General features: G+C 70.0%; 12 protein-coding genes. 7 read left to right on the forward strand and 5 right to left on the reverse strand.

Annotated elements, in window-relative coordinates; translation table 11 throughout:
- Positions 1–25: 25 nt before the first annotated feature.
- On the reverse strand, positions 26–3,082 hold the full coding sequence (gene uvrA / locus ACIQ6Y_RS07295) for an excinuclease ABC subunit UvrA (protein ID WP_404034077.1): 3,057 nt from the start codon (positions 3,080–3,082) through the stop codon (positions 26–28).
- Between the two features lie 222 nt (positions 3,083–3,304).
- On the opposite strand from uvrA, the gene ACIQ6Y_RS07300 reads away from it, so the two are divergent.
- From ACIQ6Y_RS07300 to ACIQ6Y_RS07320, 5 genes are all read left to right on the forward strand, one after another.
- The gene (locus ACIQ6Y_RS07300; protein ID WP_404034079.1) at positions 3,305–3,991 is read left to right on the forward strand and encodes a maleylpyruvate isomerase family mycothiol-dependent enzyme; all 687 of its coding nucleotides are present in this window, start codon (positions 3,305–3,307) and stop codon (positions 3,989–3,991) included.
- Between the two features lie 123 nt (positions 3,992–4,114).
- Positions 4,115–4,771, forward strand: a complete 657-nt coding sequence (locus ACIQ6Y_RS07305) for an MBL fold metallo-hydrolase (RefSeq protein ID WP_404034081.1) — start codon at positions 4,115–4,117, stop codon at positions 4,769–4,771.
- Positions 4,772–5,063: 292 nt separating this feature from the next.
- Entirely contained in the window at positions 5,064–5,948 is an 885-nt protein-coding gene (locus tag ACIQ6Y_RS07310; RefSeq protein ID WP_404034083.1) for an ABC transporter substrate-binding protein, read from the forward strand.
- Positions 5,945–6,883: an amino acid ABC transporter permease gene (locus ACIQ6Y_RS07315; protein WP_404034085.1), complete on the forward strand. Its 939-nt coding sequence runs from the start codon at positions 5,945–5,947 to the stop codon at positions 6,881–6,883. The genes ACIQ6Y_RS07310 and ACIQ6Y_RS07315 overlap by 4 nt, the downstream gene beginning before the upstream one ends.
- Positions 6,884–6,906: 23 nt before the next feature.
- Positions 6,907–7,635, forward strand: coding sequence for an amino acid ABC transporter ATP-binding protein (locus ACIQ6Y_RS07320; RefSeq protein ID WP_404036319.1), 729 nt, complete (start codon positions 6,907–6,909; stop codon positions 7,633–7,635).
- 111 nt (positions 7,636–7,746) lie between these two features.
- Here the strand turns inward: ACIQ6Y_RS07320 and aroQ are convergent, their stop codons facing one another.
- Positions 7,747–8,220 (reverse strand): type II 3-dehydroquinate dehydratase, encoded by a 474-nt coding sequence (gene aroQ, locus ACIQ6Y_RS07325; RefSeq protein WP_404034087.1) that lies wholly within the window; start codon positions 8,218–8,220, stop codon positions 7,747–7,749.
- 105 nt (positions 8,221–8,325) lie between these two features.
- Between aroQ and ACIQ6Y_RS07330 the strand changes: the two genes are divergently transcribed.
- The gene (locus ACIQ6Y_RS07330; protein ID WP_404034089.1) at positions 8,326–9,372 is read left to right on the forward strand and encodes a S66 peptidase family protein; all 1,047 of its coding nucleotides are present in this window, start codon (positions 8,326–8,328) and stop codon (positions 9,370–9,372) included.
- 62 nt (positions 9,373–9,434) lie between these two features.
- On the forward strand, positions 9,435–10,739 hold the full coding sequence (locus tag ACIQ6Y_RS07335) for an MFS transporter (protein WP_404034091.1): 1,305 nt from the start codon (positions 9,435–9,437) through the stop codon (positions 10,737–10,739).
- Between the two features lie 31 nt (positions 10,740–10,770).
- Here the strand turns inward: ACIQ6Y_RS07335 and ACIQ6Y_RS07340 are convergent, their stop codons facing one another.
- The 3 genes from ACIQ6Y_RS07340 to ACIQ6Y_RS07350 all read right to left on the reverse strand — a co-directional run bounded on the left by ACIQ6Y_RS07340 (position 10,771) and on the right by ACIQ6Y_RS07350 (position 13,411).
- Entirely contained in the window at positions 10,771–11,871 is a 1,101-nt protein-coding gene (locus ACIQ6Y_RS07340) for a calcium:proton antiporter (protein WP_404034093.1), read from the reverse strand.
- A 100-nt stretch (positions 11,872–11,971) separates the two neighbouring features.
- Positions 11,972–12,277: a hypothetical protein gene (locus tag ACIQ6Y_RS07345; RefSeq protein WP_404034095.1), complete on the reverse strand. Its 306-nt coding sequence runs from the start codon at positions 12,275–12,277 to the stop codon at positions 11,972–11,974.
- Between the two features lie 132 nt (positions 12,278–12,409).
- A complete protein-coding gene (locus ACIQ6Y_RS07350; protein WP_404034097.1) occupies positions 12,410–13,411 on the reverse strand; it encodes a TerC/Alx family metal homeostasis membrane protein in 1,002 nt (333 codons plus the stop codon).
- Positions 13,412–13,582: the final 171 nt, after the last annotated feature.

The following is a 13,582-nucleotide window of genomic DNA, read 5'->3' on the forward strand; positions in this document are numbered from 1 at the left end:
CCGTGGGGCGCGCGGCGTCCTGCGGTCAGGCCTTGGTCGACCTGGTCGTCTTCTTCGCGGCCGCCTTGGTGGCGGTCTTCTTGGCCGCGGTCTTCTTCGCGGCCGCCGTCTTGCTCGTGACGGTCTTGCTCGTGACCGTCTTGCTCGCGACCGTCTTGCTCGCGGCTGTCCTGCTCGCGGCCGCGGCGGTCTTGGCGGCCGTCTTGCGCGGGGCCTTCACCGGGGTGGCGTCGCTGAGCTTCTGCGGGTCCAGGATCTCCCGCAGGAACTTGCCGGTGTGGCTCGCCGGCACCGCCGCGACCTCCTCGGGCGTGCCCTCTGCGACGACCAGGCCGCCGCCCGCGCCGCCCTCGGGGCCCATGTCGACGACCCAGTCGGCGGTCTTGATCACGTCGAGGTTGTGCTCGATGACGATGACCGTGTTGCCCTTGTCGACCAGGCCGGACAGGACCGTCAGCAGCTTACTGATGTCCTCGAAGTGCAGACCGGTGGTCGGCTCGTCCAGGACGTAGACCGTACGGCCGGTGGAGCGCTTCTGCAGCTCGCTGGCGAGCTTGACGCGCTGCGCCTCACCGCCGGACAGGGTCGTCGCCGACTGGCCGAGGCGGACATAGCCGAGACCGACGTCGTTGAGGGTCTTGAGGTGGCGGTTGATCGCCGGGACCGCCTCGAAGAAGTGCATGGCCTCTTCGATCGGCATGTTCAGGACCTCGGCGATGGACTTGCCCTTGTAGTGGACCTCCAGGGTCTCCCGGTTGTACCGGGCGCCGTGGCAGACCTCGCACGGGACGTAGACGTCCGGGAGGAAGTTCATCTCGATCTTGATGGTGCCGTCACCCGCGCAGTTCTCGCAGCGGCCGCCCTTGACGTTGAAGGAGAAGCGGCCCGGCATGTAGCCGCGCACCTTCGCCTCGGTGGTCTCCGCGAACAGCTTGCGGATGTGGTCGAAGACGCCGGTGTACGTCGCCGGGTTCGAGCGCGGGGTGCGGCCGATGGGCGACTGGTCGACATGCACGACCTTGTCGACGAGGTCGTCGCCCTCCACGCGCGTGTGGCGGCCCGGCACCGTGCGGGCGCCGTTCAGCTCGCGGGCCAGGTGCGTGTACAGGATGTCGTTGACCAGCGTCGACTTGCCGGAGCCGGAGACTCCGGTGACGGCCGTGAACACACCGAGCGGGAACGAGACGTCGATGTCCTGCAGGTTGTTCTCGCGGGCGCCGTGCACGGTGAGCCGGCGGCCCGGGTCGTGCGGGCGGCGGATGTCGGGCAGCGGGATCGACTTCTTGCCGGACAGGTACTGACCGGTCTGCGACTCGGCGTTGGCGAGCAGTTCCTTCAGGGAGCCGCTGTGCACGACCTTGCCGCCGTGCTCACCGGCTCCGGGGCCGATGTCGACGATCCAGTCGGCGACCTTGATGGTGTCCTCGTCGTGCTCGACGACGATGAGCGTGTTGCCCATGTCGCGCAGTCGGACGAGGGTCTCGATCAGCCGGTGGTTGTCGCGCTGGTGCAGGCCGATGGACGGCTCGTCGAGGACGTAGAGCACGCCGACGAGGCCGGAGCCGATCTGGGTGGCCAGGCGGATGCGCTGGGCCTCGCCGCCGGAGAGGGTGCCGGCCGCGCGGTTGAGCGAGAGGTAGTCCAGGCCGACGTCGACCAGGAACCGCAGCCGCTCGTTGACCTCCTTCAGCACGCGCTCGGCGATCTTCTTGTCGCGGGCGTTGAGCTTCAGCTCGCCCAGGAAGTCCGCGCAGTCGCTGATCGACATGCTGGAGACCTCGGCGATCGACTTCCCCATGATCGTGACCGCGAGGACGATCGGCTTCAGGCGTGTGCCCTCACAGGTGGGGCAGGGCACCTCGCGCATATAGCCCTCGAAGCGCTCGCGGCTCGCGTCGGACTCGGCCTCGCTGTGCCGGCGCTTGACGAACGGGACGGCGCCCTCGAAGGGGGTCGTGTACACGCGCTCGCGGCCGTACCGGTTGCGGTAGCGGACCTCGATCTGCGTCTTGTGGCCGTGGAGCAGGGCCTTCCTGGCGCGCTGCGGCAGCCCCGCGAACGGGATGTCGGTGCGGAAGCCGAGGGCGTCCGCGAGGGCGCCGATCAGCCGGCCGAAGTAGTCCTTGGTGTGCCCGTGGGACCAGGGGTGGATGGCGCCCTCGTCGAGGGACTTGTCCTCGTCCGGGACGATCAGCTCCGGGTCGACCTCCATGCGCGTGCCGATGCCGGTGCACTCGGGGCAGGCGCCGAAGGGCGAGTTGAAGGAGAAGGAGCGCGGCTCCAGCTCCTCGAAGGACAGGTCGTCGTACGCGCAGTACAGGTGCTCCGAGTACATGCGCTCGCGCTCGGGGTCGTCCTCGGGGAGGTCGACGAAGTCGAGCACGACCATGCCGCCGGACAGGCCGAGGGCGGTCTCGACGGAGTCGGTGAGGCGGCGCTTGGCGGAGTCCTTGACCGTGAGGCGGTCGACGACCACCTCGATGGTGTGCTTCTCCTGCTTCTTCAGGGTCGGCGGCTCGGACAGCTGGATGGTCTGTCCGTCGACCCGCGCGCGGGAGTAGCCCTTGGTCTGGAGGTCGGCGAAGAGGTCGACGAACTCTCCCTTGCGCTCGCGCACCAGCGGCGACAGCACCTGGAAGCGGCTCCCCTCCGGCAGCTCCAGGACCTTGTCGACGATGGCCTGCGGCGACTGGCGCGAGATCGGGCGGCCGCACTCGGGACAGTGCGGCTTGCCGATGCGCGCGAAGAGCAGGCGGAGGTAGTCGTAGACCTCGGTGATGGTGCCGACCGTGGAGCGCGGGTTGCGCGAGGTCGACTTCTGGTCGATCGAGACGGCCGGGGAGAGGCCCTCGATGAAGTCGACGTCCGGCTTGTCCATCTGCCCGAGGAACTGCCGGGCGTACGACGACAGCGACTCGACGTAGCGCCGCTGCCCCTCGGCGAAAATGGTGTCGAAGGCCAGCGAGGACTTGCCCGACCCCGACAGGCCCGTGAAGACGATGAGCGAGTCGCGCGGCAGGTCGAGCGAGACATTCTTGAGGTTGTGCTCGCGCGCGCCACGGACGATGAGACGGTCGGCCACGCCGGTCCGCACCTTTCTTGAGAGAAGTGACAGGGGCGGGGCCCCCGTCTTTCTCAGACTAGGGGGAGCCACTGACAACGCCGGTCGGATTCACCGGTTACCAACAATCCCCGGCCTTCCAGCATGCCCGACGCCGCCACCGACCATATAGCACGTGCATTCGATTTGCGGGCGCGGTCGAGATCCTTCACCCGAAGGAGTGGCGGGACTAAGGTCAGCAGCATGATTGATCACGCTCATGACCTGGCCTCTGTACAGGATGCGACCGAGCGGCTCCTCACCGCGGTCGCCGGGCTGGACAACGCCGCTGTGGCCGAACCGTCACGCCTGCCCGGCTGGAGCCGGGGCCATGTGCTCGCCCACCTGGCGCGCAACGCGGACGCTCTCGTCAACGTCCTGGAGGGCCGTCCCATGTACGCCTCCGCCGAGGCCCGCGACGGCGACATCGAGCGGGACGCACCGCGCCCGCTGGACGCGCACCTCTCCGACCTGCGCGACAGCGCGGCCCGCTTCCGTGCGACGGGCGAGGCTCCCGCCGACTGGTCACGCACGGTGGAGCTGCGCAACGGCGTCACGGACTCGGCATCCCGGGTGCCGTTCCGGCGGTGGGCCGAGGTCGAGCTGCACCACGTCGACCTCGGCATCGGCTACGAGCTGGAGGACGTACCGGCCGACTTCACGGAGCGCTACATCGACTTCCTCGCCACCCGGTTCTCCGGCGGCGCCGGCGTACCCCCGACCCGGCTGACCGACGGCACACGCGTGTGGCACACCGGCCAGGACTCCGACCGGCCCGAGGTGACCGTCACCGGCACCCCCGCAGACCTCCTCGGCTGGCTCGCCGGCCGCCGCGACGGTACGTCCCTGGCGGTGAAGGGCGACGCACTGCCCAAGCTGCCGCCGCTGTAGCGAAGGGGACCTGAGGCGGAGTGCCGCCCTGGCAGCAAGGGGCGGCTCCCGCCCCTTCGCGGGTCCGCCCCGCCCCCTCCACCTCCACGGGCCCGCCCGGACTCGCGGCGATAGGCTGCCGCCATGACGTACAGCGGACAGGTGACGGTCGGCGGCCCGGCGGACGTGCACGAGCTGAAGGACCTGATGATCACCAAGATCGCGGTCGGCCCGATGGACAACAACGCCTATCTGCTGCGCTGTCGGGCCACGGACGAGCAGCTGCTGATCGACGCGGCCAACGACGCGGACGCGCTGCTCGGGATGATCGGTGACGACGGGATCGCGTCGGTCGTCACCACCCACCAGCACGGCGACCACTGGCAGGCGCTCGCCGCGGTCGTCGCGGCCACCGGCGCCCGCACCTACGCCGGCCGGGACGACGCCGACGGCATCCCCGTACCGACCGACGTACTGGTCGACGACGGCGACACCATCCGCGTAGGACGCGTGGAACTGACCGCGCGCCACCTGGTCGGTCACACGCCCGGCTCGATCGCCCTCGTCTACGACGACCCGCACGGCCATCCCCATGTCTTCACCGGGGACTGCCTGTTCCCCGGCGGCGTGGGCAACACCCGCAAGGACGCCCAGGCGTTCGCGCGCCTGATCCGTGACGTGGAGACGAAGATCTTCGACGTGCTCCCCGACGAGACCTGGGTCTACCCGGGGCACGGCAACGACACCACGCTCGGCGCCGAGCGCCCGCATCTGCCGGAGTGGCACGCGCGCGGGTGGTGAGCCGCGCCTTCAAGGGGGCGCGCGATGCTCAACACGCGCCCCGTGTGAACCAGGTGCACGCGCCGGGGCCACGCGCGCGCTCCCGGCACGGAGGACCGCGCGGTCAACTGGAAGTCGCCCCGCGCGGGACGACGGCTCCGGCGCGGCAGGGGCCGCCGGTCTTCCGAACCCCGCCCTCGGCCGGCGGCCCAGGCGAACGCGGCGTTCACGAAACCGCAACACCCGTTCCCACTATGCGGACAAACGCCCGTGTGACCTCGACAAACGCGCGGTTCGCTGCCACTCTCCCGCCATGCATCTCGCCCCCAGCGCGCTGCGCCGCGCCGTAGCCACCGCGACCATAGCCCTGCTCGCCACCGCCGTCGGCTGTGCCCCGCAGCCGGAGGAGACGGCGTCGGACCAGCCGTCGGGATCGGCCGCCGGCGCCTGCGCGAAGGGCGAGTTGGCCACGGAGACCTCGGGCAAGCTGACCATCGCCACCGACGAGCCGGCCTACGAGCCGTGGTTCAAGGACGGCGAGCCGTCCAACGGCAAGGGCTTCGAGTCGGCGGTCGCCTACGCCGTCGCCGAGCGTCTCGGCTACGACAAGAACGCCGTGGTCTGGCAGAAGGTTCCCTTCAACAAGGCCTTCGCGCCCGGTGCGAAGACCTTCGACTTCGACATCAACCAGGTCTCCATCAGCGACGAGCGCCGCAAGGCCGTCGACTTCTCGACCGGCTACTACGACGTCCGTCAGGCCGTCATCGCGCTGAAGGACTCCGAGGCCGCCAAGGCGAAGAGCATCGCGGACCTCAGGAAGGTCAAGCTGGGTGCCCAGGTCGGCACCACGAGCCTGAACTACATCGACGACGTCGTGAAGCCCGAGCAGGACGCCGCGGCGTTCGCCAAGAACGACCAGGCCAAGTCCGCCCTGAAGAACGGCCAGGTCGACGCCATCGTGGTCGACCTGCCGACCGCGTTCTACATCACCGCGGCCGAGGTGACGGACGCCCGGATCGTCGGCCAGTTCGAGAACCAGGGCGGTACGCCCGAGCAGTTCGGCCTCGTCCTCGACAAGGGCAGCGCCCTCACCGCGTGCGTGTCGGACGCCGTCGACGCCCTACGCAAGGACGGCACGCTGGCCCGGATCGAGCAGGAGTGGCTCTCCGACGCCGTCGACGCCCCGGTGCTGAAGTGACCGTCACCAAGGGCGAGTCGGGCCGGGAGAGCGCGGACGACAAGGGCGACATGCCCGACGGCACGGCAGGAGCAGCAGGGGCGGACGACGGGTACGTCCCCTCGCAGCGCCGTCTCGACCGCGAGCGCTACAAACGCACCCGCGCGCGGCGGGCCACCGCGATCGCCGCACTGTCGACCCTGGTCACGGGCGTCGTCCTGTACCTGGTGGTGGTGAGCGCGCCCGGCTGGCCGCGCACCAAGGAGACGTTCTTCGACTGGGGTTACGCGCGCGAGGCGCTGCCCAAGGTCCTCGAAGGGCTGTGGCTCAACGTACGGCTGCTGCTGATCTGCGGCGCCGCGGTGTTGGTCCTCGGCATGCTGATCGCCGTCGCCCGCACCCTGCGCGGCCCGGTGTTCTTCCCGCTGCGCGCCCTGGCCGCCGCCTACACCGACTTCTTCCGGGGGCTGCCGCTGATCATCAACCTGATGATCGTGGTGCTCGGCGTGCCCGCCCTGCGGCTGCAGGGCGTGACCGTGGACCCGGTGGTGCTGGGCGGTACGGCACTGACGCTGACGTACTCCGCGTACGTCGCCGAGGTGTTCCGCGCGGGCATCGAGTCCGTGCATCCCTCCCAGCGGGCGGCGGCCCGCTCGCTGGGCCTCACCAACCGTCAGGCGCTGCGCCATGTGGTGCTCCCCCAGGCCGTGCGCCGCCAGGTGCCGCCGCTGCTGAACGACCTGGTGTCGCTGCAGAAGGACACCGGCCTGGTGTCCATCGGCGGCGCGGTGGACGCCGTACGGGCCGCCGACATCATCGTGGGCCGCAGCCTCAACTACACGCCGTACATCGTCGCGGGTCTCGTCTTCGTGGCGCTGACCATCCCGATGACCCGCTTCACCGACTGGGTGACGGCCCGGATGGACCGCCGCCGCGCCCAGGGAGGCACCCTGTGAACGACACCGCTCCCGTGCTGCGCATGGAGTCCGTGCGCAAGACGTTCGGCGACTCGGTCGTGCTGCGCAACGTCGATCTGGAGGTCGCCCCGCACACCGTCACCGCGCTGATCGGCGCCTCGGGTTCCGGCAAGTCCACGCTGCTGAAGTGCGCCAACCTGCTGGAGGACATCGACGACGGCGCGATCTGGCTGGACGGCGAGGAGATCACCGACCCACGCGTCGACCAGGACGCGGTACGGCGCCGTATCGGCGTGGTCTTCCAGGCGTACAACCTCTTCCCGCACATGACGGTCCTGGACAACATCACTTTGGCCCCGCGCCGGGTGCACGGCGTCTCCCGCGCCGAGGCCGAGGCACACGCGCGTGAGCTGCTGGAGCGGCTCGGGCTCGGGGCGCGGGCGGGCGAGTACCCGGACCGGCTCAGCGGCGGCCAGCAGCAGCGCGTGGCCATCGTGCGCGCCCTGGCCGTACGCCCCCGGCTGCTGCTGCTCGACGAGATCACCGCGGCGCTGGACCCGGAGTTGGTGGGTGAGGTGCTGTCCGTCGTGCGCGATCTGAAGGACGACGGCATGACGATGGTGCTCGCCACGCACGAGATGGCGTTCGCGCGGGAGGTCGCCGACCAGGTTTGTTTTCTGGACGCTGGGGTGGTGCTCGAGCAGGGCACCGCGGAGCAGATCTTCGGCGATCCGCAGCAGGAGCGCACGCGGCAGTTCCTGCGGCGGATCGTGGAGGCGGGGCGGTTGTAGGCAGGCGGGCGGCTGTAAGCGGGCGGGGCGGCTGTAAGGAGCGCACGCCCAGGAGATCGGGCCTTACAGCGATCCCTGCAGCGGTCCGCACGTCGGCCGTCGGCTCAGTCCTTACGCGTCCGCCCGTGCCGTTCCCACCAGCGCCGCGACCCGCTCCACGCCGAACACGTACCCCTGCACCCCGCAGCCCGCGATGACGCCGTCGGCGCGCAGGGAGACGTAGGAGTGGTGCCGGAACGACTCGCGCTGGTGGATGTTGGAGATGTGGACCTCGATCACCGGCATGCCGTCGCAGGTGTTGAGCGCGTCCAGGATGGCGACCGAGGTGTGCGAGTAGGCGCCGGGGTTGATGACGATGCCGCAGTGGTTCAGCCGGGCCTCGTGGATCCAGTCGACCAGCTCGCCCTCGTGGTTGGACTGGCGCAGGTCGACCGTGCCGCCGTGCGCGGCCGCCGCCTTGGCGCACATCGCCTCGACGTCGGCGAGGGTGTCGGAGCCGTAGATCTCCGGCTGGCGCTGCCCGAGCAGGTTCAGGTTGGGGCCGTTGAGGATCATGATCGGGGCGTTGGCCAGGGTGCGGGGCACGGCTTCCTCCGGTCAGGTCGGGGGTGGGGCGGCCCGTGGCGGACCGCTGTTCGGACCCGGTTTATCACGGTGCGCGTACGCCGCGTCCGCCCGTAGCCTCCCGTCATGAACACGCCTGTGTATCCGCCGAAGCCCGTACCGGGCGACCGTGTCGCCGTCGTCTCCCCCTCCGCCGGGCTGCCGGAGCTGTTCCCGAGGCCGTACGAACTCGGCCTGGAGCGGCTGCGCAGGGACTTCGGACTCGAACCGGTCGAGTACCCGACGACCCGGAAGATGGGCGCCACACCCCAGGAACGCGCCGACGACCTCCACGCCGCCTTCGCCGATCCGGACATCAAGGCGGTCATCGCGTCGATCGGCGGCGACGACCAGATCACCGTACTGCCGCACCTGGACCGGGAACTGATCCGGGCGAACCCCAAGCCGTTCTTCGGATACAGCGACAACACCAACCTGCTCGCCTACCTGTACAACACCGGCATCGTCGGCTACCACGGCGCGAGCGTGATGTGCGAGCTGGGCCGGCCGGGCGCGATGAACCCGCTGACCGCGGAGTCCCTGCGGGCCGCGCTGTTCGGCTCCGGTCCGTACGAACTGAAGCCCGCCGAGCGCTGGGGCGATGTGAACGGCGACTGGGCGGACCCGGCGACCTTCGAGTCGGAGCCCGAGATGCGGCCCGGCAGCGGCTGGACGTGGGTGAACGCCGACCGCGTGGTGGAGGGCCGCAGTTGGGGCGGCTGTCTGGAGATCGTCGCCTGGCTGCTGATGGCGAACCGCGAGATCGCACCCGATCTCGGGCACTACGACGGTGGCGTGCTGCTCCTGGAGACCTCGGAGGACATGCCGAGCGCCACGGAGGTCTTCTACGTCCTGCGCGGCATGGGCGAGCGCGGGCTGCTGAACCGCTTCTCGGCGCTGCTGATGGGGCGGGCCAGGACGTGGTCCCTCGAGCAGCCCAACAGCCCGGAGGAGGCCGCCCGTTACGCCGCCGAGCAGCGTGAGGCCGTGCTGCGAGCCATGCGCATGTATGCCCCCAACACCCCGATCGTCTTCGACGTGGACTTCGGCCATACCGACCCGCAGCTCGTCCTGCCGTACGGCGGCGTCATCCGCGTGGACGGGCCGGCCCGGCGCATCACCGTCACCTACTGAGGCGTGCGCCGTCCGCCTGTGCGCCCCCGTAACCAGCGGTCACCGTGGGTAGTTGACGCGGCATGCACGACGTACGCACCGTAAGGGCGCCCAGCATGCTGCGGCTCGCCGCCGCCTCGCTCGCCGGGACGGCCATCGAGTTCTACGACTTCTTCGTCTACGGGACGGCCGCGGCGCTCGTCCTGGGGCCCCTGTTCTTCCCGACCTTCTCGCCGGTGGCCGGGACGCTCGCCGCCTTCGGGACGTTCGGCGTGGGTTTCGTCGCGCGGCCGCTCGGCTCGGTGCTGTTCGGGCACATCGGGGACCGGCACGGCAGACGGCCGGTCCTCGTCGTCTCGCTGCTGCTGACCGGCGCGTCGACCGTCGCGGTCGGCTGTGTCCCGACGTACGACACCATCGGTGTGGCCGCGCCCGTGCTGCTGCTGGTGTTGCGCTTTCTGCAGGGGCTGGGGCTCGGTGGGGAGTGGGGCGGGGCGGTGCTGCTGACCGCCGAGCACGCCCCGGCCGAGCGGCGCGGGCTGTGGTCGAGCTTCCCTCAGGTGGGGCCCGCGGTGGGCTTCGTCCTCGCCAACGGCGTGACGCTGGCGCTGGCCGCCTCGCTGTCCGAGGCGCAGTTCGCGCAGTGGGGCTGGCGGGTGCCGTTCTGGGCGGCCGGGGTGCTGGCCCTGGTGGGGCTGTGGCTGCGCTCGTCGCTGGCCGAGAGCCCCAGCTTCCTGGAGCTCGACGACCACGCGCGCGTGCCGCTCGCCGAGGTGGTGCGCGACCACTGGCGGCTGGTGCTGCTGACAGCCGGCGGCCTCGCCGTCGGGTACGCGATCTTCTACGCCGTGACGACCTGGTCCCTGGCGTACGCCACCGAGCGGCTCGGGGTGAGCCGTGCCGTCATGCTGGCCTGCATCATGGCCGCGGTGGTGGTGAAGGGGGCGGTCACGCCGTTCGCCGCGGTGCTGGGCGACCGGTTCGGGCGGCGGCCGATGTGCCTGACCGGCTGTGCGGCGGCGGCCGTGTGGATGTTCCCGATGGTGGCGCTGCTGTCGACCGGGGAACCGCTGCTGATGTTCCTCGGGTTCCTGGGCGCATTGCTGGCCTTCATCACCATGTTCGCGGTCATCGCGGCGTATCTGCCGGAGCTGTACGAGCCGCGGGTACGGTGCACGGGCGCGGCCGTCGGCTACAACCTCGGCGGCGTTCTCGGCGGTGCCCTCACGCCGATCGTGGCGACGGCCCTCGCCGAGCAGGGCGGCCGGGTGCCGTGGGGCGTGGCCGCCTACCTGACGGTCATCGCGCTGCTGAGCCTCGGCTGCTTCGCGCTGCTGCCGGAGACACGGCCGGTGGAGGTGCGGGCGGATGCCGTCCCTGCGGGGTGACTGGCGAGGGTTGCGACCGGCGGTTCATCGCCTACGGGTTGAGCGCCAGCTCCAGGTACGCCGCGAACAGCACCAGGTGCACTCCGCCCTGCAGCGGTGTGGCCCGGCCCGGCACCACCGTGAGCGAGGCGACCACCACGGTCAGGGCGAGCAGCACCATGTGGGTGGCGCCGAGGCCGAGGACGAGCGGGCCGGAGAGCCACACCGTCGCCAGGGCGACCGCGGGGATGGTCAGGCCGATGCTGGCCATGGCGGAGCCGAGCGCGAGGTTGAGGCTGGTCTGGACACGGTCCCGGCGCGCCGACCGCAGGGCCGCGATGGTCTCGGGGAGCAGCACGAGCAGGGCGATGATCACACCGACCACGGCATGCGGCAGGTCGGCCGCCTCCACGCCGGACTCGATGGTCGGCGACACCCCCTTGGCGAGTCCGACCACACCGACCAGGGCCAGTCCGAGCAGCCCCAGGCTGAGCAGCGCGGTCCGCGCGGAGGGTGCGGAGGCGTGGTCCTCGGTGGTGATCACCTCGCCCTGCCGGGTGATCGGCAGGAAGTAGTCGCGGTGGCGGACGGTCTGGGTCGCCACGAAGAGTCCGTACAGGACCAGCGACGACAGTGCGGCGAAGGTGAGCTGCACGGCCGAGAACTCAGGGCCGGGCTTGCTGGTGGTGAAGGTCGGCAGCACCAGGCTGAGCGTGGCCAGGGTCGCGACCGTGGCCAGCGCGGCACCGGTGCCCTCGGGGTTGAACACGGCTGTGCCGTGGCGCAGCGAGGACACCAGCAGGCAGATGCCGACGATGCCGTTGCAGGTGATCATCACGGCGGCGAAGACGGTGTCTCTCGCGAGGGTGGAACTCTTGTCGCCGCCGTCCGCCATCAGGGTGACGATGAGGGCGACCTCGATGACGGTCACGGCGACGGCCAGGACCAGCGAGCCGAAGGGTTCGCCGACCCGGTGGGCGACCACCTCGGCATGGTGCACGGCGGCCAGCACGGCTCCGGCGAGGACCACGGTCACAAGCGCGACGACCGCGCCGGGCAGATCCCGCCCCCAGGTGAAGATCAGAAGGACCACCGCGAGCGCCGGCACGAGGGACGTCCAACGAGCCACGAGCGACCGGAGCCTGACGATCATGCGGTGATCCTCCCAAAGGTGAACGGGCCCCGCACTCCGGCCTGATGCGGGCGGCCGTTCGCGGGACGCACCGGCATGTGCGCCCCTGCGGTCCTCGCGGCTACCCGAGGTCGCTGGAGTCCAGCAGGTCGCAGTTGGTGAAGCGGGGCGCCCTGGTGCACATGGCGGCCAGCTGTTCGGCGAACTTGGTGGTCTCCGGGGCGTCGCTGTTGCGCATGGCCCCTTCGTAGGACTCGAACTCGATCACCGCCAGGTAGCGGTTCGGGTTGTCCCGGTCCTTCAGGAGGATGCGGTGGGTGGGGCCGTCGCCCGTCCCGCCGGACCCGCGCTCTCTGGCCTCCAGGAGCAGCTGCTCCATCTCGTCCATGCGCTCGGTCTCGAAGTCGATGATCTGTGCGAACTTCATGACTGCCTCTCAGCGGCCGTGGCGTTCCCCTGGGCCGGGATCGCCCTCGGCTCCCAAGCAAGCACCGGGAGAGGCGCTCGGCAATGCGAGACGGTTCCCTCCCGGTGCTTGTTGGTCGTACGTCCGGCGTGGTCAGACGTCGGCGCTGTCCTTCGGAGCGCCTTCGCCTCCGCCGCGCGCCGCCTCGACCGAGGCCTGCTTCTTCGACGCCATCAGGCTGGTGATCGTGGTGACGATCAGGACCACGCAGATCACGCCGAGCGAGACGGGGATGCTGATCTCCGGGACATGGACGCCGGACTCGTGCAGCGCGTGCAGTACGAGCTTGACGCCGATGAAGCCCAGGATGATCGACAGGCCGTACGACAGGTGGACCAGCTTCTTCAGCAGACCGCCGATGAGGAAGTACAGCTGCCGCAGACCCATCAGGGCGAACGCGTTGGCGGTGAAGACGATGTACGGGTCCTGCGTCAGGCCGAAGATCGCGGGGATCGAGTCGAGGGCGAACAGCACATCGGTGGAGCCGATGGCGAGCATCACGACCAGCATCGGGGTCATGACCCGCTTGCCGTTCTGCTGGATCCACAGCTTGGTGCCGTGGTAGCGGTCGGCCACACCGAAGCGGCGCTCGGCGGCCTTGAGCAGCTTGTTCTCCTCGAACTCCTCGTCCTGCTCCTCCGCTCGGGCCTCCTGGATGAGCTTCCAGGCGGTCCAGATCAGGAAGGCGCCGAAGAGGTAGAACACCCACGAGAAGCTGGCGATGATCGCGGCTCCGGCGGCGATGAAGATCGCTCGCAGGACCAGGGCTATCAGGACGCCGACCAGCAGCACTCGCTGCTGGTACTGCGAGGGCACCGCGAACTTCGCCATGATCAGGACGAAGACGAAGAGGTTGTCGACACTGAGCGACTTCTCGGTGATGAAGCCGGCGAAGAACTCACCGGCGGGCTGTCCGCCACCGAAGAGCAGCAGGCCGAGTCCGAAGAGACCGGCCAGGGCGATCCAGACGACCGTCCAGATTCCGGCTTCCTTGATGGACACGTCATGGGGCTTGCGGCCGATGAAGAAATCGACCGCGATCAGGGCGGCGAGGCCCACGATCGTCAGGACCCACAGGGTCAGGGAAACATCCACTGCGCCTCCGGCAGTACGTAACGGCAAACAGTTCAGTCAGCGTCGTCGCTGCCGGAGGTCTCTTCCACCCGGGGGCTCCGCAAGAGCTCGGGCCGACGCCCCGGGATCTGGCCTGATCCGTATTGACGGGGTCGCCGCAGTTGGTAGGGAGTACTCCCCTCCGTACGGAAA

The organism is Streptomyces sp. NPDC096205 (genome assembly GCF_044763135.1).
GTDB lineage: Bacteria > Actinomycetota > Actinomycetes > Streptomycetales > Streptomycetaceae > Streptomyces.